Consider the following 23,966-nt stretch of genomic DNA (forward strand, 5'->3'; position numbering starts at 1 on the left):
CGCTTTAACTGAAACTGCGCGGTGTCTTTACTGGGGCTGCTTCGCAGCCCAACGCAGGGCAAGCCTGCTCACTACAAAAGCATTCCCAGTAGGTCTCTCAGCGTGGCGCGTAGGCAAACACATCGGCACGCATCTGGTGCGCATCCATACCGGCCTCGACCAGGGCATCCAGGGTGCCGTAGATCATCGCCGGTGAACCGCTGGCGTAGACGTGCACCGACTTGAGGTCGGTGATGTCTTCGCACACCGCTTCGTGCAGCAACCCGCAGCGCCCTTCCCAGCCGCACAAGTCACTGACGACTTTGTGCAGGAACAGGTTGGGCAGTTGCAGCCACTGGTCCCAGTGTTCTATCTGGTAGAAATCTTCCGGGCGACGCACGCCCCAGTACAGGTGCACCGGGTGCTTGAAGCCGGACGCGCGACAATGTTCGATCAGGCTGTGCATCTGCGCCATGCCGGTGCCGGCGGCGATCAACACCAGCGGCCCATCCGGCAACTCGGCCAAATGGGTGTCGCCGAACGGCAGCTCCACACGGGCCATCTGATTGCGCTGCAGTTGCTCCAGCAAGCTACGCGCGCTGTCCTCACGGGCCAGCACATGCAGCTCCAGCTCGCGCCCGGCATGGGGCGCCGACGCCAGGGAAAACGCCGACTTCTCGCCATTCTCCCGCTCGATTATCAAGTATTGCCCGGCGTGGTAACGCACCGCCTTGCCGGCTGGCGCCCGCAGGCGCACACGCCACACGTCGCCACCGACCTCTACACATTCACTCAATTGGCACGACAACTTGCGCAACGGCAACTCTCCCGGCGCCAGCACGCCATCCCACAACACAATGCAGTCTTCCAGCGGCTCAGCGATGCAGGTGTAGAACTCGCCGTGGTCACGCACCTCACCGGCTTGCTGCACGCGGCCTTCCACCAACAGCGCCGCGCACACATGGCACACGCCGTTGCGGCAGGCCTGGGGGCATTCGTAGCCCAGGCGGCGCGCACCTTCGAGGATTCGCTCGCCGGGGACCAGCTCCAGCACGGCGCCGGAAGGTTGCAGGGTTACACGCATCAATCTATTCCCAATTCTTTCCAGATCGCATCAACACGCGCGGTGACAGCTTCATCCTTGACGATCACCCTGCCCCACTCGCGGGTGGTTTCACCCGGCCATTTGTGGGTAGCGTCCAGGCCCATCTTCGACCCCAGGCCAGACACGGGCGACGCGAAGTCGAGGTAGTCGATCGGCGTGTTGTCGATCATCACCGTGTCGCGCTTGGGGTCCATGCGCGTGGTGATGGCCCAGATCACGTCGTTCCAGTCGCGGGCATTGATGTCGTCGTCGGTGACAATAACGAACTTGGTGTACATGAACTGTCGCAAAAACGACCACACACCGAGCATTACCCGCTTGGCATGACCGGGATACGACTTCTTCATGGTCACGATGGCCATGCGGTACGAGCAGCCTTCCGGCGGCAGGTAGAAGTCGGTGATCTCCGGGAATTGCTTCTGCAGGATCGGCACGAACACTTCGTTGAGCGCCACGCCGAGAATGGCCGGCTCATCCGGCGGACGGCCGGTGTAGGTGCTGTGGTAGATCGGTTTGATCCGATGGGTGATGCGCTCGACGGTGAACACCGGGAAGCTGTCGACTTCGTTGTAGTAGCCGGTGTGGTCGCCGTAAGGGCCTTCATCCGCCATTTCGCCGGGATGAATCACGCCTTCGAGGATGATTTCGGCAGTCGCCGGCACTTGCAGGTCGTTGCCGCGGCACTTCACCAGCTCGGTACGGTTGCCGCGCAACAGGCCAGCGAAGGCGTATTCGGACAGGCTGTCAGGCACCGGGGTCACGGCCCCGAGGATGGTGGCCGGGTCGGCACCCAGGGCCACGGAGACCGGGAACGGTTTGCCAGGGTGTTTTTCGCACCACTCGCGGAAGTCCAAGGCACCGCCACGGTGGCTCAGCCAGCGCATGATCACCTTGTTGCGGCCGATCACTTGCTGGCGGTAGATACCGAGGTTCTGGCGATCCTTGTTCGGGCCTTTGGTGACGGTCAGGCCCCAGGTGATCAGCGGGCCGACGTCGCCGGGCCAGCAGGTCTGTACCGGCAGCATGGCGAGATCGACATCATCGCCTTCGATGACCACTTCCTGGCACACCGCGTCCTTGACCACCTTGGGGGCCATGGCAATGATCTTGCGGAAGATCGGCAGCTTCGACCAGGCATCCTTCAGCCCCTTGGGCGGCTCGGGCTCCTTGAGGAAGGCCAGCAACTTGCCGATCTCGCGAAGCTCGCTGACCGACTCGGCGCCCATGCCAAAAGCCACGCGCTCGGGGGTACCGAAGAGGTTGCCCAGCACCGGAATATCAAAGCCGGTCGGGTTCTCGAACAGCAGCGCCGGGCCCTTGTTGCGCAGGGTACGGTCGCAAATCTCAGTCATTTCCAGCACCGGGGAAATCGGCATCTGGATACGTTTCAACTCTCCGCGCTGCTCAAGTTGCTGCACGAAATCCCGAAGATCCTTGAATTTCATTAACCATGCCACCCGTAAAATAGGCGTACATCCTACCTGCTCTGAAGGCAGCTGGCAGCTTAATTGGCCGTCAGCCGCCGTGATTGCAAGGAACTGAACAGCGGTTCCAGGAAGGCCTCGATGTGCCGCGCGCCCACGTCAGAGAGGTGGTTGTCGTCGGTGTACAACGCGCGACCATTGAGCTCGACCCGGCACAGGCCATCGGCGCCACACAGCAGGGGCGCGGGGTCCAACACGGTCACGCCGCTGTCGGCCGCCGCCAGTTCGTCAAACAACTGAGTGATAAAGGCCTGGCGTTTCATATGTTCCTCCACGGGCAGCCCTTCCTTGTCCACCGGACGGTGCATCATGGCCAGGCGACTGAGGCGGTACGGCACAATGATTTCCTGCAACGGCACCTCCTTGACCAGCCACACCCGATGCCCGGCGGCGCGCAGCCCTTTAATGCGCTCGCGCAGGCCCTGGGCGAAGCGCTCTTCAGCCACGGCGCGTACGTAGTTGCCGGTGGCAGGGTCTTTGAGCGCATGCTCTTTGTCCCCTGACATTTGCCCATAGAGGTACAGGCTCCAGCGCGCCACCAGCACTACATCGCTGAACGGCTGTTCGGCCATGGCTTTCTCGACCCGCTGGTTGAAATGCGCGCAACGGGCAATATTCTCCAGGCCATCCAACGGCATGCAGCCGGCGAAGCTCGCCTGCACCAGGCTGATATCGTGACGTTTGGCGCCGTCCTCGAGTGCCGGAATCAATGCGGTGGCATGGCTGTCACCCCAGACCAGCGCCGACACCGAGCTGTTTTTGGGGCCGAAGTGGCAAAACAGGCGTTCATCCGGCGTGTTTTTGTCCGCCATGCACGCCATCAACGCCGGGCTCCATGTTTTCGCCTGGGCATAACGCAGCGCCTGTTCGGACAAGCGCCAGGGCACCCCTTTGGCTTCACGCAACGCCAAACCGGTAAAACCAAGGCACAGGATCCCGGCGAGACCCGCCGCCAGGATCGCCTTGCGGCCCGCCAGCAAGCGCTTTTCGCGAAACGGTGCCTCCACGAATCGCCAGGACAGATAGCCCAGCACCAGGCTCACCAGCATCAGGCCCGCCAACTCAAACGGGCTCAAACCGTCCACCGCCGCATAGTTGGCGTACACGAACACCGGCCAGTGCCACAGGTACCAGGAATATGAAATGAGCCCCACGCCCACCATCACCCGAGAGCTCAACAAGCGCCCGACCCAGGTGTGTTGCTGCCCGTTGGCCCAGATCAACCCGACCACGCCCAGCACCGGCAGCAACGCGGCAGCACCAGGAAACGGCGTGTGTCGATCGAAACCGAACACGGCAATCAGGATCAACGCCAGGGAGACCAGGCTGACCCCTTGGGCCAGGGCGGGTGGGGCGCGCCAGTCACGCAGGGGCATCACCGCCAGCATCGCCCCGGCGAGTAACTCCCAGGCACGCAGGTGCAGCAGATAGAACGCTTTTTGCGGCTGATGCGTGACCGCCCAGACGCTCATGCCGAAAGACACCAGCAACACACCCAGCAACGCCAGCCGCCAGTGTTTCAAACGGCTTGAAAGCAGGGTCAGCAACAGCGGAAAGACAATGTAGAACTGCTCTTCCACTGCCAACGACCAAGTATGCAGTAACGGCTTGATGTCGGAGGCCGCATCAAAATAACCGTGCTGGCGTGCAAACAGCAGGTTGGAGCTGAAGGTCGCCTGATAGTGCGCCGAGCGCCCCAACGCTTCGTAGTCCTTGGGCGCCAGCAGGAACCACCCCACCACCAGCGTCGCCGCCATCATCACAAACAACGCCGGCAGAATACGCCGGGCACGGCGCGCCCAGAACTCCACGAAACTGAAACGCCCGGCCTGACGTTCGCGCCAGATGATCGAGGTAATCAGAAAACCGGAAATCACAAAAAACACATCGACGCCGACAAAACCGCCAGTGACGCCTGGAACGCCAAAATGGAACAGCACGACAGCCAGGACAGCAATGGCACGCAGGCCGTCGATGTCTCTTCGATAAGCAAGAACGGTCATAAACAATGGTCAGCCAGATACGAATGGGGATGAGCGTAGCCGCACTCACCTATTTTTGTTTCTTAACTGACACTTGAGGCGCTCAAACCTCCCCTTTTCGACACAAAAAAAATGGCGCCCCTGAGGGCGCCATTTTTTCGGACCTGAAACGTGGTTTTACTTACGCTTCATCGACAAGAAGAACTCATCGTTGGTCTTGGTGGTTTTCAGCTTGTCGATCAAGAACTCGATGGCAGCGACTTCGTCCATCGGGTGCAGCAGCTTGCGCAGGATCCACATACGCTGCAGTTCGTCATCGGCGGTCAGCAACTCTTCGCGGCGGGTACCGGAACGGTTGATGTTGATCGCCGGGAACACGCGTTTTTCCGCGATGCGACGGTCCAGGGGCAGTTCCATGTTGCCGGTACCCTTGAACTCTTCGTAGATCACTTCGTCCATCTTCGAACCGGTTTCAACCAGTGCGGTGGCGATAATGGTCAGCGAGCCGCCTTCCTCAATGTTCCGCGCGGCGCCGAAGAAACGCTTCGGTTTCTCCAGGGCGTGGGCATCGACACCACCGGTCAATACCTTGCCGGAGCTCGGGATCACGGTGTTATAGGCGCGGGCCAGACGGGTGATGGAGTCGAGCAGGATCACCACGTCCTTCTTGTGTTCGACCAGGCGCTTGGCCTTCTCGATCACCATTTCGGCAACCTGCACGTGGCGGGTTGGCGGTTCATCGAACGTGGAGGCAACCACTTCGCCGCGCACGGTGCGCTGCATTTCGGTCACCTCTTCCGGACGCTCATCGATCAACAGCACGATCAGGTGAACTTCAGGATTGTTACGTGCGATGTTCGCTGCAATGTTCTGCAGCATGATGGTCTTACCGGCCTTCGGCGGTGCGACGATCAGGCCACGTTGGCCTTTGCCGATCGGGGCACACAGGTCGATGACACGGCCGGTCAAGTCTTCGGTGGAACCGTTACCGGCTTCCATCTTCATGCGCACGGTCGGGAACAGCGGCGTCAGGTTCTCGAAGAGAATCTTGTTTTTCGCGTTCTCGGGACGATCGAAGTTGATCGTGTCGACCTTGAGCAGGGCGAAATAACGCTCGCCTTCCTTCGGAGGGCGGATCTTGCCAACAATGGTGTCGCCGGTGCGCAAGTTGAAGCGACGGATCTGGCTCGGCGAGACGTAGATATCGTCTGGGCCGGCGAGATAGGAGGCGTCTGCAGAGCGGAGGAAGCCGAAGCCGTCCTGGAGAATCTCCAGCACGCCATCACCGGAGATTTCCTCGCCGCTTTTCGCGTGCTTTTTCAGCAGGGAGAAAATCACGTCCTGCTTGCGCGAACGGGCCATATTTTCTATGCCCATTTCTTCGGCCAGTTGGAGCAGGTCGGTAATCGGCTTTTGCTTGAGTTCAGTCAGATTCATATAGGAATGACGTAATCATTTATGGAGGGGGGAAATTAAGCTTTTGGCTTAATGAGGCCGCGCCGCAGAGAAGGCGACAGGATCGCGTACTAATCGAAAAGGAATGCGTCGGCGACGGCTTGCAGGGGGCAGTGGAGAAACCAGTGCGGGGCCGAATGTACCACCTGAGTTTGGGAGCGTCTAGCCCTGTTTCACGAAAAAGCCCCGCTATTTGCGGGGCTTTTTTGACGACGCTTAGATGTTCGCGTCGAGGAAAGCTTGCAGCTGAGACTTCGACAGCGCGCCTACTTTAGTGGCTTCGACGTTGCCGTTCTTGAACAGCATCAGCGTAGGAATACCACGCACGCCATGCTTGGCCGGGGTTTCCTGGTTGTCGTCGATGTTCAGCTTGGCAATGGTCAGCTTGCCTTCGTAGGTGGTCGCAATGTCGTCCAGGACTGGAGCGATCATTTTGCAAGGGCCGCACCATTCAGCCCAGTAGTCAACCAGCACCGGGCCAGCAGCCTTGAGTACTTCGGCCTCAAAGGTCGCGTCGGTGACGTGCTTGATAAGATCGTTGCTCATGGATGTCTCCGGATTGTAAGCAAAAAAAACGTGGCCCATCATAGCCGCCCTTCCCCCGTTCAGGAAGCCGCCTCTGATTGAGTCTTGCTATGGTGGCGCATGAGTTTGCGTATAGCCCAACTCACGGTGTTACGGGAGTCACGAAGGCGATGCCCGTGCGCAACGCCGCATTGCGCACGTGTTCCTGCATGGTTTTCTGCGCCGCCGCACTGGCGCGCCGGGCCAGGGCACGCAGGATCTTGCGGTGCTCCTGCCAGGTTTCCATGGCCCGCTCCGGCCGGATGAACGGTAGTTTCTGGCTTTCCAGGAACACCTCGGCGCTGGCGCTCAGGATACTCACCATGGCTTGGTTACCGCTGGCCAGCAGGATGCGTTGGTGAAATTCAAAGTCCAGCCGCGCGGCGGCTTCAAAGTCGCCGACCTTGAGCACCTTGCGCATCGCTTCGACGTTGTCTTCCAGGCGGTCCAGTTCATCCGTCGTCAACGTGACCGCCGCCAGCCCCGCCGCAAACCCCTCAAGGGCGTAGCGCAACTGGAAGATATCCAGCGGCGTGGCCTGCGCCGCGAATGGCCAGGCAAACCCTGGCGATTCCTCGGGCGCTTGCACGAACACCCCCTTGCCAGGCTGCACACTCACCACTCCCAAGGCACTCAGTGACGACAACGCCTCGCGCAACGACGCCCGGCTCACGCCCAATTGCACGGCCAGGTCACGCTGGGACGGCAACGCATCGCCCGGCCCGAAGCCTTGCTCCTTGATCAGTTTGCGGATGGCCTGCAGGGCCGCTTCCGGTACGGCTTGGGCGATGGAATTCATAAAAAACTCAAGGTTCCAGTCAACTGAGCGGCTAGTTGTAAAGCTATTCGCGGCAGGCGGCAAGCCACGCCCCAAAGGCGCTCGCCCGATTCTGCCAGCGCTCGAAAAGGGTGCGAAAAGGTCGGCAACTGTTCAGACCAGTAAGACCACCTCCGCTCAATAAACACCAGCCTTACAGACGATCTGAGCGGTACTGGCATGGGCTGTGCACTGGGCAAATCCAGAAAATCCCTTCGCCCTTCTCGGAGAGTTGCCATGACCAAGCGCTACAGCGCCCTGCTTACTGCCCTGTTCGCCAGCCTGATGCTGAGCCAGGCACCCGCCCAGGCCAATGGTCTGGACGACATCGTTGCCCGTGGCACCCTAAAGGTCGCCGTCCCCCAGGACTTCCCGCCGTTCGGCTCGGTCGGCCCTGACATGAAGCCTCGCGGCCTCGACATCGACACCGCCAAGCTGTTGGCCGACCAGCTCAAGGTCAAGCTGGAGCTGACCCCGGTGAACAGCACCAACCGTATTCCGTTCCTCACCACCGGCAAGGTCGACCTGGTGATTTCCAGCCTGGGCAAGAACCCTGAGCGCGAAAAGGTCATCGACTTCTCCAAGGCCTACGCGCCGTTCTACCTGGCCGTGTTCGGTCCGCCTGATGCCGCCATCAGCAGCGTCGACGACCTCAAGGGCAAGACCATCAGCGTGACCCGTGGCGCCATTGAAGACATCGAGCTGACCGCCGTCGCGCCCAAGGAAGCCACGATCAAACGCTTCGAAGACAACAACTCGACCATCGCCGCCTACCTGGCCGGCCAGGTCGACCTGATTGCCAGCGGTAACGTGGTGATGGTGGCGATCAGCGAGCGCAACCCGAAACGCGTGCCGGCGCTGAAGGTGAAGCTCAAGGATTCCCCCGTGTACGTGGGCGTGAACAAGAACGAGCCCGCGCTGCTGGAGAAGGTCAATCAGATCCTGGTTGCGGCCAAGGCCGACGGCAGCCTGGAAAAGAACGCGATGCAGTGGCTCAAAGAACCATTGCCTGCTGATCTCTAAGGCGGAGCTTACCCATGGCCTATCAATTCGACTTTGTGCCGGTGCTGGCCAATACCGACCTGCTGCTGCGCGGCGCACTGTTCACCCTTGAGCTGACAGCGATCGGTGCGATCCTGGGGGTAGCCCTGGGCACCGTCGGAGCGGTGGTGAGGGCGTGGAAGATCCAGCCCTTCGCCTGGTGCTTCGGTGTGTATGTCGAGTTGATTCGCAACACACCGTTCTTGGTGCAGCTGTTCTTCATCTTCTTCGGCCTGCCGTCATTGGGGCTGAAAATTACCGAGTGGCAAGCCGCCGTGCTGGCGATGGTGATCAACTTGGGGGCCTACTCCACCGAGATCATCCGCGCCGGCATCCAAGCCATTCCCCGCGGGCAACTGGAAGCCGCCGCCGCGCTGGCCATGACGCGTTTCGAAGCCTTCCGTCATGTGGTGCTGCTGCCGGCGCTGGGCAAGGTGTGGCCAGCGCTGAGCAGCCAGATCATCATCGTGATGCTCGGTTCGGCGGTGTGTTCCCAGATCGCCACCGAAGAGCTGAGCTTTGCCGCCAACTTTATCCAGTCGCGTAACTTCCGTGCGTTCGAAACCTATGCCCTGACCACCTTGGTGTACCTGTGCATGGCGCTGATGATTCGCCAGTTGCTCAATTGGATCGGTCGACGCTTCGTGATGAGGAACAGCCGATGAGTGATTTTTCCTTTTGGGACATCGTGCGTAACCTGGCCACCGGCCTGCAATGGACACTCCTGCTGTCGCTGGTGGCGTTTGTTGGTGGCGGCGTGATCGGTTTGCTGGTGATGACGATGCGCATCAGCCGCAAAGCCTTCCCGCGCAACGTGGCGCGCACCTATATCGAACTGTTCCAGGGCACACCGCTGTTGATGCAGCTGTTCCTGGTGTTTTTCGGCATTGCCCTGCTCGGCGTGGATATCTCGCCCTGGCTGGCGGCGGCCATTGCCCTGACCCTGTTTACCAGCGCCTACCTGGCCGAAATCTGGCGCGGCTGCGTCGACTCCATCGCCCATGGGCAATGGGAAGCGTCGGCCAGCCTGGCGCTTAACCCACTGGAGCAACTGCGCTACGTGATCCTGCCCCAGGCGCTGCGAATTGCCGTGGCGCCAACGGTGGGCTTCTCGGTGCAAGTCGTCAAAGGCACCGCCGTGACTTCGATCATCGGCTTCACCGAACTGACCAAGACCGGCGGCATGCTCGCCAATGCCACCTTCGAGCCCTTCATGGTCTACGGCCTGGTGGCCCTTGGTTACTTTTTGCTCTGCTACCCCTTGTCCCTCAGTGCGCGCTACCTGGAAAGGAGACTGCATGCCTCTGCTTAGAATTTCCGCCCTGCATAAGTATTACGGCGATCACCACGTACTCAAGGGCATCGACCTGACCGTTGAAGAAGGCCAGGTGGTGGCGATCATCGGCCGCAGCGGCTCGGGCAAGTCCACTTTGCTGCGAACCCTCAACGGCCTGGAATCCATCAACGACGGCGTGATCGAAGTCGATGGCGAATACCTGGACGCCGCCCGCGCCGACCTGCGCAGCCTGCGGCAGAAAGTCGGCATGGTGTTCCAGCAGTTCAACCTGTTCCCGCACCTGACTGTCGGCGAAAACGTCATGCTTGCGCCACAAGTGGTGCAGAAGGTGCCCAAGGCCAAGGCCGCCCAATTGGCCAGGCAAATGCTCGAACGCGTGGGGCTGGGCGAGAAATTCGACGCCTTCCCCGATCGCCTGTCCGGCGGCCAGCAACAACGCGTGGCGATTGCCCGCGCGCTGGCGATGTCGCCCAAGGTGTTGCTGTGCGACGAAATCACCTCGGCCCTCGACCCGGAACTGGTCAACGAAGTGCTCAGCGTGGTGCGCCAACTGGCCAAGGACGGCATGACCCTGATCATGGTGACCCACGAAATGCGCTTCGCGCGGGAAGTCGGCGATAAGCTGGTGTTCATGCACCAAGGAAAGGTGCATGAAGTGGGTGACCCCAAGCAGCTGTTCGCCAACCCGCAAACGGTCGAACTGGCCAACTTCATCGGCTCTACGGAACAGTAGGACTGACCAGTTCGAATTGACCATGCCCCTCCAGCAGCACCTCCCGGCGCACCGAGAGGGCATCGGCGGGCAAGTGAACCTCAATCTCTACCTGGGCCGTCAACCGGCGGCCCGTCACTGGCACACCGGCTGCGCTCGCCACCAATGTGCGGCCAGGTAACAGCCGCCCATCAGCCGTTTCATCGGGTTGCCACGCCACCGGCCTGCCGTCGACCTGAGCCCGCCTCAGGCTCAACATGAAGCTTCCTTGCCGGCCAAACTGAAAACCCTGGGCATCGGCAGGCGCACCACTGAAGCGCAATGCCATTGCCGCCGGGTTGGCGCAGAGCACGCTCAGGTGCAGCGTACGCTGCGTATCCAGTCTCAGTGTCGAGCGACCAGACGACGTTTGCGAGGGACGAATCACCCCGTAATCGACCCGGGGCTCGCTCAATGTCATCCGGCAGTCTTCAGCCCGCGCCTGGTTCACCAGCAGGGCGACGACCACCAGACACACGCCAGCGGCACGCGGGCCGTTCATCCGTTCAGCGAACATGGCATACCACGGGTGCGGTTTCGTAGAGTTGGTCATCGTCAGGCTCTTGCTCCGGGTTGACTTGCAGCAGGCAGGATTGCGAATCCGGCAATGAAACCTTCAGGGTTTGCGGCCCATCGATGTTGCTGAGGAAAATCATGCCCTCACCCACCACGCTGGTTACAAAGTTGTTGTCCTGGCCAAACACAGCAGCCCCTTGAGGCAAGGGCCGACCTTGTTCATCCTGAGCTTCAAGCAACAGGCGACGGACTTTCACCACATCAAAGTTGAGAATATTGACTGAACCCCGACCAGCGGCGAGCACCTTGGTCCCGTTCTTCAAGTCGACGCGCTTGGGCAGCGACTGGGTCTGCACCTGCAGATGGTTGTTGCTGTAGGCCTGCAGCCCGGGGATCACGGCCTGACCGCTGAAATCGGTCCATACCGGTCCTTGGGGCGTCGAGACCTTTGCCGCACCGATATCGCCCACCGAGACAATGCCAAAGGTGTCCTGCACCGCATACGGCGAGAAGGTCACGCCGTGCTCATGGGCCACGATGCCGCCTTGCAGTTGGCCGGAATAGTTGGTGTTCGACGGGTCACGGTCGACGCCCAGGCTCACGCGGGTATAGAGCGGCAAGATGTCCACACGGCCACGCACGCTTTGCTCTCGTTCTTTCAGGTCCCGATCAACACCGACCTCGTAGTTCACATAGTCGTTGACCCGCTCGCTGAGGGCGGTGCCGGCATCCAGCCGGTCACCTCGACGACTGACGTAAGCGCTCACACGCCGATCATCGCCGAGCGGCACCGTGACCTGCAGCCGGACAGACGTGCCCTCGTCCAGCCGCTCGTCACGGCGACCGCCCCGAACCGGGTCCAGGCGCCGAGGCTCGGTCGCACCTACCTGAGCGTCGGCGATCAGGGCTACCCCCACGCCGTTGAAGGTGTTATTCCACGAGGCAAAGAGGTGATCGTTGGAGTGCCCGTCAAATTGCGAGTTACGTGTGAAGCCGAGGGAGAAACCACCCAGGGACGGGTCCGCCCAGCTCAAACCTGCCGTGTACTGGCGCTTGAAACGCGCATCCAGATCGTACCCTCGCGACGCCTGGCCGGCGTCCAGTACTTCCCGGTAGCCGCGGCTCTGTGCCGAGGCACTCAGGTTGATATCAAGGTTGGCAAATAACGGAGTCCCCAAAGACAGCGTGCTACGTGCGCCTCCCACCTCATCTTGAGCATCACGGGATAGGTTATGCCGCACACCCACGGTCACCTGGTGGAAAAATACACTGCTCAGGGAGCCGCCTGCCGACTGGTACTCATCGGTACTCAGCAGACCGAAGCCCAACGATGAACGCTGGCCCAATCCCCAGGTGCCGCTGCCCATGGCGACCACAGGGGACTCCCGGTTGTCGAGGGACGTCTCACGCACCTTGCCGAGGGAAAAATAGTACCCCGGCTCCACCGGCGCTCCACCACGAAAGGAAGCAGCGGGCACCACGAAACTGCGCTTGGCCCCACGCACGTCAATCACGCTCACGTCGAGGTCGCTGGTGCTGTTCAGCAATGGCAAACCGGTGAGCCTGAACGGACCTTCCGGCACCAGGGTGGAGTGGATCAATGCGCCCGATTGACGGACTTCGACCCGAGACTGGCTTTGAGCCAGCCCTTCCACCACGACGTTGCTGTCGCCCGCGCCGGTGCGCTGCTGGCCATCCGGGGAGAACTGCAAGCCCGTCAGTTGCACACCGCCAAATATCGGGTTGTTGCTGGAAATCTGCCCCACTTGGAAGGTCGACTGCAACGCCGCGATATCACGCTGGGCATAAGCATTCACCTGCTCGGTGCGCGTCTTGCCATTGTCGGACACATAAAACTGGCGACTGCGGACAATCCAATTACCCAGGTTGAAACCCGCCTCCGTATAGGCCGATACGAAGCGACTTGGCCCACCGCGCGAGTGGGTATCGAAACCCAATATGTCGTAGTTAAAGAGGGCTGCCGCGCCCCCCTGGGAAAAATTCCCGGTCTCCCACTCGGGCTCGCGCAGGGACTGCGTGGGCACCACCAGGGTGATCTCATCGCTGCTGGGGCGTAGCCGCACCATGGTCGCCGGGTATTCCCCGACGAAGTCATGGCAGGCCTGGTCAGGTGTGATGCCCTCGCGCAGAACCCTGGACGGGGTGACCAGACCGGCCTTTGCCAGTAACGCAGGGGTGAAGCACAGTTGGCCCTGGTAATCGAAACGTGCGTCAACCAACCCCAGCGGGGTGCCATTGACTCGCAGCCCGACCACATGGACACCTTCGCGAAAGCGCGCGGCGCTACGAAAGTATTCCGACACCTGTGGATCAATGCCAAGGGAGGTCAACGCAGCCAGATCAAAACCTTCCCCCAGCCCGACCGCTGCGCTGGTACCGGGCAGACTCCACAGCGTCGCAAGCCCCAGCAGAATCCTGGAACGCGCCTGGGAAACATTGCTCGGCACACTATTGGCAGAGCGACGGGTATGCCTGATCTTCTTCATAGGCCCGTCAATCCGCATCAGCCGTAACGGGTGCGCGGTAGGTATCCACCGTAAACCCGTAGACCGTGGCCGGTTGAATCCCCACGGCCACCACGCCCGCCACCGAGCCTGCCGAAGCAAGCGTCAGCACTTCACCCGGCAGGATGTAGGTTCGCGGCAACGTTGCAACACTTGCCTGCGGATGCAGTTGTACTTCCATCCCCAGGCGTACGACGTAAGCGCTGTTGTTGTGGACCCTCAACTGATCCCCTTCACGCGTCCATGTCAGCAACTGCCAGGGCGCGTCATGCTTCGGCAAGCCTTTAGGGTGCAGGATCAAGGGCAGGCTCTGGCGCAGGGTGATACCAATGGTCGCACCGCCGGGTGCACGGGCCTCGGGGATACCTTCAAAGGAAACCCGTTTCAGGCGCTGGGTCTTGAGCGGTTTCTTCGTGGTACTGATGAAGCGAACAAGTTGAGTGTCGCCCGCTTCGACCCGAGTAATCGGGGGCGTTACGATCAACAAGGGTTCCAGGTCTTCGGGTATGTTTTGTATGACCGAATGGAGCAACGCAGGGCCAGGGTCGGTATTTTTAACATTAAGCGTCGCCTCACCCTCTTCTTCATTCAGAATGACAACGGTTGTTTCGGGCTGCATTCCGTCTGCGACGGCCAAACCACACCAAAAGAGGCACAAGCCTATATAGCGCAGCAACGACATAACCATTATTGATAGAGCATTCACCGATTTTCCCCACAGCCATAAAGTCAAACACCGACAAACGCACACGTTAAAACAGCCGACATTTAACAAAGATAGGTCAGTACCTTTGCGTTAATGCCGGCCGTTAATGACGTACTTAGATGTAATCCACTGACAGACTGGTGCGACCATCCAACGTTACATCGCGGGTCAGGTCCAGATCCTGCGTGCGGTTGATAACGGCTTTCACTTCAAGCGTGCCCGTAAGACTGGTGACGGATGCAGGTACCACACTGGTACCGCTACGCCACGAATACTGGGCGGGTGATTGGGCGACTTTACCGTCACTGTTCTGCCAGGCAGCGCCCGAGCTGCTGCGCATGATAGGGCTCAGGGTCCCGCTGGACGATTGCAGATTTTTGAGGGTCACGGAGTACCCACCGGTACGCTTGCTATTGGCGATGCCCAGGCCGTAGTTCTGCGCCTCGGTGAACCCGGTACCGAGGATGCCTGTCACCTTGCTGGCGGATTGCAGGTCACTCAGCGCCACTCGGAACTGCGCTGGGGTTTGGCCGCAACTGATGCTCAAGCCGACCGTTTTCGCTGCAAGAGAAGTGAACTCCGTCGGCGACAAGCTTGCGGCGGGAATTGTCTGGTAATCAACGATGCCGCCACCGGCGAGGCTAAGGTTGCAAGCCACCGGTTTGATAGTCCCGCGTACAATCAGTTCAGCAACATTCGTTGCATGAGCCCCGATACTCGCGACCAGGCAAAGAGTACCCACTGTCACACCAAGCGTTTTTTTCATAGTCAACCTGTCATCTGTAATGAGTCGGTGCATTCACGAAGGCCGAACATTCCGACCCTAAATAAATAACACCACGGCGTAATTGCCGGATGACAGTCTGTCGTTTTGGCACCTGATTAAAGAATCAGATTAGACGCCAGTCATTGTGGGAACCGTAAAAACAAATAGTGAGCCAAGCCAAAACACCAAGTAGGCGTAAATACAAAACCAATAAGTTATTAATCGCTCCCTTGTAGGCAAAATCATAAACAGCAAAATGACCACAAAAGGTTAATAACTCCTACAAAAGTGAAGCTCTATTCATGGGTGGTTTAGAAACCGCCCTACATTACCTACAAGAATTCCTCACAGACACCTACATGAAAATTACCGAAGCCGTACGCGTTGGCACCAAAGGTCGATCGTGGCACGATGGCTGGGTTATCGACCGAGACCCCCTAACCATGCCGCAATCCCAAGCCAAGAATCTGTCCCTGATCGCCGCCATCGACCTGGGCTCGAACAGCTTTCACATGGTCGTGGCCAAGGCCCAGAACGGCGAAATCCGCATCCTTGAGCGGCTCGGCGAAAAAGTGCAACTGGCTGCCGGAATCGACGATGAGCGCCAACTCAATGAAGAATCCATGCAACGCGGGCTTGATTGTCTCAAGCGCTTTGCCCAACTGATCAACGGCATGCCCCTGGGCGCCGTGCGAATCGTCGGCACCAACGCCCTGCGTGAAGCCCGTAACCGCGGCGAATTCATCCGGCGCGCCGAGGAGATCCTCGGGCATCCGGTAGAAGTCATCTCCGGCCGTGAAGAAGCGCGCCTGATCTACCTCGGCGTGTCCCACACCCTGGCTGACACCCCTGGCAAACGCCTGGTCGCCGACATCGGCGGCGGCAGCACCGAATTCATCATTGGCCAGCGCTTCGAGCCGCTGCTGCGCGAAAGCCTGCAGATGGGCTGCGTCAGCTACACCCAACGCTATTTCAAGGATGGCAAGATCACCCCGGCGCGCTATGCCCAGGCCTACACGGCGGCGCGACTGGAGATCATGAGCATCGAGCACGCCCTGCACCGCCTGACCTGGGATGAAGCCATCGGTTCGTCCGGCACCATCCGCGCCATCGGCCTGGCCCTGAAGGCCGGCGGCCATGGCACCGGCGAGGTCAACGCCGAAGGCCTGGCGTGGCTCAAGCGCAAACTGTTCAAGCTGGGGGATGCAGAAAAAATCGACTTCGACGGCATCAAGCCCGACCGTCGTACTATCTTCCCGGCCGGCCTGGCGATTCTCGAAGCGATCTTCGACGCCCTCGAACTTCAGCGCATGGACCACTGCGACGGCGCCCTGCGCGAAGGCGTGCTCTACGACCTGCTGGGGCGTCACCATCACGAAGACGTGCGTGAGCGCACGCTCACCTCGTTGATGGAGCGCTACCACGTCGATCTGGAACAAGCCGCCCGCGTGGAACGCAAAGCGCTGCACGCCTTCAACCAGGTGGCCGAGGATTGGGACTTGGAAGACGGTGTATGGCGCGAGCTGCTGGGCTGGGCCGCCAAGGTGCATGAAGTGGGCCTGGATATCGCCCACTACCATTACCACAAGCACGGCGCCTACCTGATCGAGCATTCGGACCTGGCGGGTTTCTCCCGGGAAGACCAGCAGATGCTCGCCCTGTTGGTGCGCGGCCATCGCCGCAACATCCCCAGGGACAAGTTCGCTGAATTCGGTGACGAAGGCATCAAGCTGATTCGCCTGTGCGTGCTGCTGCGCTTTGCGATCCTGTTCCACCACATTCGTGGCACCCAGGAAATGCCTCAGGTAACCCTGCGCGCCGACGGCGACAGCCTGGACGTGGTGTTCCCGAAAGGCTGGCTGGATGAGAACCAGCTGACCCAGGCGGATTTTGGCCAGGAAGCGGAGTGGCTGACGCGGGTGGGTTTCAGCCTTAATTTGCGCTGATGAACACCGCAAACAACTGTGTGAGCGGGCTTGTTGTAGTGAGCGGGCTTGCGTGGTGAGCGGGCTTGCCCCGCGCTGGGCTGCGAAGCGGCCCTAAAACCAAACGCCGCATTCTGTCTGACAGAATGCGGCGTTTTTATTGGGGCTGCTTCGCAGCCCAGCGCGGGGCAAGCCCGCTCACTACACAAGCCTGCTCCCACATGGGGTCGCGTTAGCCTGGATTAATTCACCGACAGGATCGGGCTACCCAACTTCTCCAACAGCGTCGCCTGCGCACTGCGCGGGTTCTGGTTGCCGGTCGGTGTGTTGCGCACGTAGCGGCCGTCCGACTGCAGGCTCCAGCTGTGGGTGTTGTCGGTCAGGTAGCTTTCCAGCTCCTTCTTGACCCGCATGATCAGCTTCTTGCCTTCCACCGGGAAGCAGGTCTCCACACGCTTATCGAGGTTGCGCTCCATCCAGTCGGCGCTGGAGAGGAACATCTGCTCCTCGCCCCCGTTGAGGAAGTAGAACACCCGTGTGTGTTCCAGGAAGCGGCCGATGATCGAGCGCACATGAATGTTGTGCGACACCCCGACAATGCCCGGACGCAGGCAGCACATGCCACGCACCACCAGGTCGATACGCACGCCGGACTGGCTGGCCTTGTACAGCGCGCGGATGATCTTCGGATCGGTCAGCGAGTTGAACTTGGCAATAATGTGCGCAGGTTTGCCCTCCAAGGCGAACTGGGTTTCGCGGGCAATCATGTCGAGCATGCCCTTCTTGAGGGTGAACGGCGCGTGCAGCAGCTTCTTCATGCGCAAGGTCTTGCCCATGCCGATCAACTGGCTGAACAACTTGCCGACGTCTTCACACAAGGCATCGTCGGACGTCAGCAGGCTGTAGTCGGTGTAGAGCTTGGCGTTGCCGGCGTGATAGTTGCCGGTGCCCAAGTGGGCGTAACGCACGATCTCACCGGCTTCACGGCGCAGGATCAGCATCATCTTGGCGTGAGTCTTGAAGCCCACGACGCCGTAGATCACCACCGCACCCGCCGCCTGCAGACGGCTGGCCAGCTGCAGGTTGGATTCTTCGTCGAACCGCGCACGCAACTCGATCACCGCAGTGACTTCCTTGCCATTACGCGCGGCGTCGACCAAGGCGTCGACAATTTCCGAGTTGGCGCCGGAACGGTACAGGGTCTGGCGTACGGCCAAGACGTGCGGGTCCTTGGCAGCCTGGCGCAGCAGGTCGACCACCGGGGTGAAGGACTCGAACGGGTGCAGCAACAGGATGTCCTGCTTGCTCACCACACTGAAAATGTTCTCGCTGTTTTGCAGCAGCTTCGGGATCTGCGGGGTGAACGGCGTGTATTGCAGCTCCGGGTGGCTGTCCAGGCCGGTGATGCTGAACAGGCGCGTCAGGTTCACCGGGCCATTGACCTGGTAAAGCTCGGACTCGGACAGGTTGAACTGCTTGAGCAGGTAGTCCGACAGGTGTTTGGGGCAGGTGTCGGCCACTTCCAGGCGCACCGCGTCGCCGTAGCGCCGCGAGAACAGCTCACCGCGCAGGGCACGGGCCAAGTCTTCGACGTCTTCGGAATCCAGCGCCAGGTCGGCGTTACGGGTCAGGCGGAATTGGTAGCAGCCCTTCACCTTCATGCCCTGGAACAGGTCATCGGCGTGCGCATGGATCATCGACGACAGGAATACATAGTTATCGCCAGCGCCCCCCACCTCTTCGGGTACCTTGATGATCCGTGGCAACAGGCGCGGCGCCGGGATGATCGCCAGGCCGGAGTCACGACCGAAGGCGTCGATACCTTCCAGCTCCACGATGAAGTTGAGGCTCTTGTTCACCAGCAACGGGAACGGGTGAGTCGGGTCGAGGCCGATCGGGGTGATGATCGGGGAAATCTCGTCACGGAAGTAACGGCGCACCCAGGTCTTGATCTTGGTGGTCCAGTGGCGGCGGCGGATGAAGCGGACCTGATGCTTTTCCAGTTCCGGCAACAGGATGTCATTGAGGATCGCGTACTGGCGGTCCACATGGCCGTGTACCAGCTCGCTGATGCGTGCCAGGGCCTGGTGCGGCTGAAGGCCATCGGCGCCGGCTTGCTCGCGGGCAAAGGTGATCTGCTTCTTGAGGCCGGCGACGCGGATCTCGAAGAACTCGTCCAGGTTGCTGGAGAAGATCAGCAGGAACTTCAGCCGTTCCAGCAACGGATAGGACTCATCCAGCGCCTGCTCCAGCACGCGGATGTTGAATTGCAGTTGTGACAGCTCGCGGTGGATGTACAGGCTGCTGTCATCCAGGTTGGTCACGGCGACCACCGGGGTCGGTACGGGCGGCTCGGCGACCACGACCGGCGCGGCAGGCTCGTGCTCCGGCGGGGTCTCGCTGACCTGTTCAACCACCGGGTGAGCGTCTTTTACGGCAACTTCTGTGAGTCCTTCGGTATTCATCGAGTGTTCCTGTGAGGGCTATTGTTGCTCTCTAAGCAATTGGGCGGCGCGGGCGGCGAAGTAAGTCAGGATGCCATCAGCCCCGGCGCGTTTAAAGGCTGTCAGGGATTCAAGAATCACCCCTTCACTCAGCCATCCATTCTGTATTGCAGCCATGTGCATCGCGTATTCGCCGCTGACCTGATAGACGAAAGTCGGCACTTTGAATTCTTCTTTGACCCGGTAAAGGATGTCCAGGTAAGGCATCCCCGGCTTGACCATCACCATGTCAGCGCCTTCGGCCAGGTCGGCCGCCACTTCGTGCAGGGCTTCATGGCTGTTGGCCGGGTCCATCTGGTACGAAGCCTTGTTGGCCTTGCCCAGGTTCAGCGCCGAGCCCACCGCATCGCGGAACGGGCCGTAATAGGCGCTGGCGTACTTGGCCGAGTAGGCCATGATCCGCACGTTGACGTGACCGGCCAGCTCCAGGGCTTCGCGGATCGCCTGGATGCGGCCGTCCATCATGTCCGACGGTGCAACCACCTGGGCGCCTGCCGCTGCGTGGGACAACGCCTGCTTTACCAGCGCGTCGACAGTAATGTCGTTCTGAACATAGCCGTCTTCGTCAAGAATGCCATCCTGCCCGTGGGTGGTGAACGGGTCCAACGCCACGTCGGTGATCACCCCAAGCTCCGGGAACCGCTCGCGCAAGGCACGGGTGGCGCGCTGGGCGATCCCGTCCGGGTTCCAGGCTTCGGCAGCATCCAAAGACTTGAGTTCAAGCGGCGTGACCGGGAACAGCGCCAATGCCGGAATCCCCAGCTCGACCCAAGCGGCGGCTTCTTCAAGCAGCAGGTCAATGGTCAAGCGCTCCACACCGGGCATCGAAGCCACTGCTTCGCGACGATTTTCACCGTCCAGCACAAACACCGGCAGGATCAGATCGTTGGTCGTCAGCACGTTTTCACGTACCAGGCGACGAGAGAAATCATCTCGACGATTGCGACGCAGACGGGTGGCGGGAAACAGGCGATTGGCAGGGGTAAAGCTCACGACAGACTCCTGAGCCCGGGTTCACGGGCGAGCGTTGCAGTTATAAGCGGCCATTATGACGAAGGTATGACAGTTGTGCTTAACGATGCGACCTGTAGTCGCATTCGTCATTTCCGTAGGAATTGTTCACTTCGTGACACATCTCGATACTTTCATGAATCTTCGTGAAGGCGTAGGCTGCGCGTTCATTTCGCCAGCACCCAGACCATGCTTCAACAATTTCTGCATGACTTCGGTTACTTTGCCCTCTTCCTAGGCACCTTCTTCGAAGGCGAGACCATCTTGGTGCTCGCAGGCTTCCTGGCGTTCCGTGGGTACATGGATATCAACCTGGTGGTCGTGGTTGCCTTTTTCGGCAGCTACGCCGGCGATCAGCTCTGGTATTACATGGGCCGTAAACACGGGCGCAAGCTGTTAGCGCGCAAGCCACGCTGGCAGTTGATGGGCGACAAGGCCCTGGAGCATATCCGCAAACACCCGGATATCTGGGTGCTGAGCTTTCGCTTTGTCTACGGATTGCGCACGGTCATGCCGGTGGCGATCGGCCTTTCCGGCTACCCACCCCTGCGCTACCTAATCCTCAACGGTATTGGAGCCGCGATCTGGGCTGCCGCCCTGGGTGCTGCGGCGTATCACTTCGGTGCCGTACTGGAAGGCATGCTCGGTAGCGTCAAGAAATATGAGCTGTGGGTATTGGGTGCGTTGCTGGTACTGGGCTTCGGCCTGTGGCTGCGCCGCCGCTTCAAGAATGCGCGTATTGCCCGTGAGGCCTGCGCCGAAGCCAAGGCCCGACTGGCCGCCGAACCCGCCCCTGTCGAAGCCCCTAAGACGCCAGTCGAGTAAACCGGCCTCTACAGCAATAGAGGCCGATCACGCTGAGCAGGCTGTAGCTCAGCAGGCCCAGCCAGCCCAAGTTGCTGGCCGGCCATAGCCCGGTCAACGGCGCCAGCCATACCAGCGGCACATTCAGTGCCAGCCTTAAAAGCTCGGCCTTCCACGCCCACGGCCGGTTCTCCAGGGCCACGCCCAACGTAAACAGCCCCAGCGCCATCGCACTCCAGCCCAGGATCAACGCCGCCGTGGGCAAGCCTTCGCCAACATTCATCAAATAGCTGCCAAAACCCACATACGCCGCAAACTGCAGGGCGATATAGACCTGCTGGCGCACATCCAGCGGGACTTCGAATTTGCGGAACTGGCTCAAGTCATGTTTGGCCAACGGGTACTTGGCCTTCACGTCCGCCGGACGCCAGCCGGTGCGCATGAACCAGATGCGCAGCTTGTCCCAGCGGCTCTCGGTGCGCCGTGCATCACGCCATAACTGTGCATAAAACTGCAGGTTGGCCCACAGCGGATTCCAGCTGGCCAGCGGCGTGGTCACGCCGAAAATCACCGGTTCGTTGTCGTCTTCCTCCTGGAAGGTGCCGAACAGTCGGTCCCAAATAATGAACACCCCGCCGTAGTTACGATCCATGTAGAGAGCGTTCTGTGCATGGTGGGCCCGATGATTGGACGGCGTGACAAAAAACCACTCATACCAGCCGAGCTTCGGCACATGCCGGGTGTGCACCCAAAATTGATACAGCAAATTGAGCGATGCCACGCTGATAAACACCACCAATGGCACGCCAAGTACAGCCAGGGGCAGGTAGAAGATCCAGCTGAGCAGGAAGCCGGTGCTGGTCTGGCGCAGTGCGGTGCTGAGGTTGTAGTCCTCGCTCTGGTGATGCACCGAGTGCGCGGCCCACAGGATGTTGCGCTCGTGGCCCATGCGGTGCAGCCAGTAATAGCAGAAGTCGTAGAACACAAACGCGAACACCCAGGTCCAGACACTTTGGGCAGGCAGTTCGATGACAGCGAGATGCTTGAGGGCGAACGCGTAGGTCAACAGCCCCACACCCTTGGTCAACAACCCCGTGGTCGTCGACAACACCCCGGTGCTGAGGCTGTTGATAGCATCCGCCACCCGGTAGTTGCGCTCGCCGCGCCAACGGTCGGCAAGCAGCTCCACGATGATCAAGACGACGAAAAACGGTACCGCGTAAGGCACAAAGTCCATGGTCTGGTCCGGTCTATTTTTGTTACATCAAGATTAGGTGCAGCGGCGCGAGATCCCATTGGCAACAGATGACAAATTAGTAGACATTTAACGCCAAGAACCCAGGAGAAATGCCCATGAGCAAAAAGATTGCAGTGATCCTTTCCGGCTGCGGCGTGTACGACGGCGCAGAGATTCACGAAAGCGTGATCACCTTGCTGCGCCTGGACCAGCGTGGCGCTCAGGTCCAATGTTTTGCCCCGGATATCGCGCAATTGCACGTGATCAACCACCTCACCGGCGAAGAGATGCCCGAGTCGCGCAATGTACTGGTGGAGTCGGCCCGGATCGCACGGGGTGACGTGAAGGACCTTCGCGACGCCAACGCCGAAGACTTCGATGCGCTGATCGTGCCCGGCGGGTTCGGCGCGGCAAAAAACCTCTCGAACTTTGCCGTTGAAGGCGCCGGCTGCAGCGTAAACCCGCAGGTGCTGGAACTGGCCGAGGCGTTTGCCGAAGCAGGCAAGCCTGTGGGGCTGATCTGCATTTCACCGGCCCTGGCGGCCAAAATTTACGGCCCAGGCGTGACCTGCACCATCGGCAACTGTGCCGACACCGCTGCCACGCTGGACAAGATGGGCGCTACACACCAGGAATGTGCGGTGGAAGATATCGTCGAAGACACGGCACGCAAACTGGTGAGCACGCCGGCCTATATGCTCGGCAAGAACATCAGCGAGGTCGCGTCGGGGATCAACAAGCTGGTGGACCGGGTGCTGGAACTGACCCACGAGAACGACTGATAGCCCCCTACTGTGGTGAGCGGGCTTGTTCTGGTGACTGGGCCTGTTGTGTGAGCAGGCTTGTCGTTGTGAGCAGGCTTGTGGGTGGGCAGGTTTGTGTGGTGAGCGGGCTTGTGTGGTGAGCGGGCTTGCCCCGCGCTGGGTGGCGAAGCCGCCCCAATTCAGCCGACGCGGTGAGTCAGTTAGAACATGATTGCAGGTTTGGGGGCTGCTGCGCAGCCCAGCGCGGGGCAAGCCCGCTCACTACAACCAATCCCCTTAGGCCTGGCGCATTAACCGTGTCAGGATCCGGTCCAACGCATTGGCAAACGCCTGCTTCTCCTTCTCCCCGTGCGGCGGTGGCCCTCCGCCCATCTGGCCTTGCTCACGCAGATCAGTGAACAGGTTGCGCACCGCCAGGCGTTCGCTCATGTTCGCCGGGCTGAACTCCTTGCCGCGTGGGTCGAGGGCCGTGACGCCGTTTTTCACCAAGCGGTCGGCCAGGGGCACATCGCTGCAGATCACCAATTCGCCGGGCACCGCGTGCTCCACCAGGTAGTCATCCGCCGCATCCGGGCCACTGGGCACCACGATCAACTTCACGCAAGAAAAGCTCGGCTTGATCTGGCTCTGACCGGCCACCAGTACCACTTCGAACTGGCGCTTGAGGGCAAACTTCACCACTTGGTCCTTGGCTGCCCGAGGACAGGCGTCGGCATCGATCCACACCCGCATA

21 protein-coding genes are annotated in these 23,966 nt (G+C 60.4%); 7 read left to right on the plus strand and 14 right to left on the minus strand.

Annotated elements, in window-relative coordinates:
- Window positions 1-97: 97 nt before the first annotated feature.
- From ACI512_RS01885 to ACI512_RS01910, 6 genes are all read right to left on the minus strand, one after another.
- On the minus strand, window positions 98-1,063 hold the full coding sequence (locus ACI512_RS01885; protein ID WP_405121592.1) for a CDP-6-deoxy-delta-3,4-glucoseen reductase: 966 nt from the start codon (window positions 1,061-1,063) through the stop codon (window positions 98-100).
- Window positions 1,063-2,529: a 4-hydroxy-3-polyprenylbenzoate decarboxylase gene (ubiD, locus tag ACI512_RS01890; protein WP_003176824.1), complete on the minus strand. Its 1,467-nt coding sequence runs from the start codon at window positions 2,527-2,529 to the stop codon at window positions 1,063-1,065. The genes ACI512_RS01885 and ubiD overlap by 1 nt, the downstream gene beginning before the upstream one ends.
- A 59-nt stretch (window positions 2,530-2,588) precedes the next feature.
- Window positions 2,589-4,571, minus strand: coding sequence for an acyltransferase family protein (locus ACI512_RS01895; protein ID WP_043206044.1), 1,983 nt, complete (start codon window positions 4,569-4,571; stop codon window positions 2,589-2,591).
- 156 nt (window positions 4,572-4,727) lie between these two features.
- Window positions 4,728-5,987, minus strand: a complete 1,260-nt coding sequence (rho, locus tag ACI512_RS01900; RefSeq protein ID WP_003176825.1) for a transcription termination factor Rho — start codon at window positions 5,985-5,987, stop codon at window positions 4,728-4,730.
- 234 nt (window positions 5,988-6,221) lie between these two features.
- Window positions 6,222-6,551 (minus strand): thioredoxin TrxA, encoded by a 330-nt coding sequence (gene trxA, locus ACI512_RS01905; RefSeq protein WP_015886460.1) that lies wholly within the window; start codon window positions 6,549-6,551, stop codon window positions 6,222-6,224.
- Between the two features lie 121 nt (window positions 6,552-6,672).
- Entirely contained in the window at window positions 6,673-7,368 is a 696-nt protein-coding gene (locus ACI512_RS01910) for a FadR/GntR family transcriptional regulator (RefSeq protein ID WP_015886461.1), read from the minus strand.
- A gap of 255 nt (window positions 7,369-7,623) precedes the next feature.
- On the opposite strand from ACI512_RS01910, the gene ACI512_RS01915 reads away from it, so the two are divergent.
- Genes ACI512_RS01915 through ACI512_RS01930 form a run of 4 tightly spaced genes read left to right on the plus strand, consistent with a single transcriptional unit; the run spans window position 7,624 to window position 10,457 of the window.
- Window positions 7,624-8,409: a transporter substrate-binding domain-containing protein gene (locus ACI512_RS01915; protein ID WP_015886462.1), complete on the plus strand. Its 786-nt coding sequence runs from the start codon at window positions 7,624-7,626 to the stop codon at window positions 8,407-8,409.
- 14 nt (window positions 8,410-8,423) lie between these two features.
- Window positions 8,424-9,092, plus strand: coding sequence for an amino acid ABC transporter permease (locus tag ACI512_RS01920; RefSeq protein WP_010207407.1), 669 nt, complete (start codon window positions 8,424-8,426; stop codon window positions 9,090-9,092).
- Window positions 9,089-9,739, plus strand: coding sequence for an amino acid ABC transporter permease (locus ACI512_RS01925; RefSeq protein WP_046034889.1), 651 nt, complete (start codon window positions 9,089-9,091; stop codon window positions 9,737-9,739). The genes ACI512_RS01920 and ACI512_RS01925 overlap by 4 nt, the downstream gene beginning before the upstream one ends.
- Complete coding sequence (locus tag ACI512_RS01930; RefSeq protein WP_015886464.1) at window positions 9,726-10,457, plus strand: amino acid ABC transporter ATP-binding protein; 732 nt, start codon at window positions 9,726-9,728, stop codon at window positions 10,455-10,457. The genes ACI512_RS01925 and ACI512_RS01930 overlap by 14 nt, the downstream gene beginning before the upstream one ends.
- Here the strand turns inward: ACI512_RS01930 and ACI512_RS01935 are convergent.
- The 4 genes from ACI512_RS01935 to ACI512_RS01950 form a co-directional block, all read right to left on the minus strand.
- Window positions 10,444-10,977 (minus strand): hypothetical protein, encoded by a 534-nt coding sequence (locus ACI512_RS01935; protein ID WP_236380328.1) that lies wholly within the window; start codon window positions 10,975-10,977, stop codon window positions 10,444-10,446. The two genes, ACI512_RS01930 and ACI512_RS01935, sit on opposite strands and share 14 nt — an antisense overlap.
- 4 nt (window positions 10,978-10,981) lie before the next feature.
- A complete protein-coding gene (locus ACI512_RS01940; protein ID WP_231809216.1) occupies window positions 10,982-13,498 on the minus strand; it encodes a fimbria/pilus outer membrane usher protein in 2,517 nt (838 codons plus the stop codon).
- Window positions 13,499-13,505: 7 nt separating this feature from the next.
- A complete protein-coding gene (locus ACI512_RS01945; protein WP_405121593.1) occupies window positions 13,506-14,198 on the minus strand; it encodes a fimbria/pilus chaperone family protein in 693 nt (230 codons plus the stop codon).
- Between the two features lie 139 nt (window positions 14,199-14,337).
- Window positions 14,338-14,988, minus strand: a complete 651-nt coding sequence (locus ACI512_RS01950; protein ID WP_236380319.1) for a DUF1120 domain-containing protein — start codon at window positions 14,986-14,988, stop codon at window positions 14,338-14,340.
- A gap of 443 nt (window positions 14,989-15,431) precedes the next feature.
- On the opposite strand from ACI512_RS01950, the gene ppx reads away from it, so the two are divergent.
- The gene (gene ppx / locus ACI512_RS01955; protein WP_236380320.1) at window positions 15,432-16,934 is read left to right on the plus strand and encodes an exopolyphosphatase; all 1,503 of its coding nucleotides are present in this window, start codon (window positions 15,432-15,434) and stop codon (window positions 16,932-16,934) included.
- Between the two features lie 221 nt (window positions 16,935-17,155).
- On the opposite strand, the gene ppk1 is transcribed toward ppx, so the two are convergent.
- Window positions 17,156-19,378, minus strand: coding sequence for a polyphosphate kinase 1 (gene ppk1, locus ACI512_RS01960; RefSeq protein WP_231810331.1), 2,223 nt, complete (start codon window positions 19,376-19,378; stop codon window positions 17,156-17,158).
- A gap of 18 nt (window positions 19,379-19,396) precedes the next feature.
- The gene (hemB, locus tag ACI512_RS01965; RefSeq protein WP_064054388.1) at window positions 19,397-20,410 is read right to left on the minus strand and encodes a porphobilinogen synthase; all 1,014 of its coding nucleotides are present in this window, start codon (window positions 20,408-20,410) and stop codon (window positions 19,397-19,399) included.
- Window positions 20,411-20,617: 207 nt separating this feature from the next.
- On the opposite strand from hemB, the gene ACI512_RS01970 reads away from it, so the two are divergent.
- Complete coding sequence (locus tag ACI512_RS01970) at window positions 20,618-21,253, plus strand: DedA family protein (RefSeq protein WP_015886472.1); 636 nt, start codon at window positions 20,618-20,620, stop codon at window positions 21,251-21,253.
- Here ACI512_RS01970 and ACI512_RS01975 read toward each other — a convergent pair.
- Window positions 21,234-22,469: a sterol desaturase family protein gene (locus ACI512_RS01975; RefSeq protein ID WP_236380321.1), complete on the minus strand. Its 1,236-nt coding sequence runs from the start codon at window positions 22,467-22,469 to the stop codon at window positions 21,234-21,236. The two genes, ACI512_RS01970 and ACI512_RS01975, sit on opposite strands and share 20 nt — an antisense overlap.
- Window positions 22,470-22,585: 116 nt before the next feature.
- Here ACI512_RS01975 and elbB point away from each other — a divergent pair, with 116 nt between their 5' ends.
- Window positions 22,586-23,251, plus strand: a complete 666-nt coding sequence (gene elbB / locus ACI512_RS01980; RefSeq protein ID WP_231810335.1) for an isoprenoid biosynthesis glyoxalase ElbB — start codon at window positions 22,586-22,588, stop codon at window positions 23,249-23,251.
- Between the two features lie 258 nt (window positions 23,252-23,509).
- Here the strand turns inward: elbB and ACI512_RS01985 are convergent, their stop codons facing one another.
- The gene (locus tag ACI512_RS01985) at window positions 23,510-23,965 is read right to left on the minus strand and encodes a YaiI/YqxD family protein (RefSeq protein WP_015886475.1); all 456 of its coding nucleotides are present in this window, start codon (window positions 23,963-23,965) and stop codon (window positions 23,510-23,512) included.
- Window position 23,966: the final 1 nt, after the last annotated feature.

The sequence above is a fragment of the Pseudomonas petroselini genome, from assembly GCF_045037875.1.
GTDB classification, from domain to species: domain Bacteria; phylum Pseudomonadota; class Gammaproteobacteria; order Pseudomonadales; family Pseudomonadaceae; genus Aquipseudomonas; species Aquipseudomonas petroselini.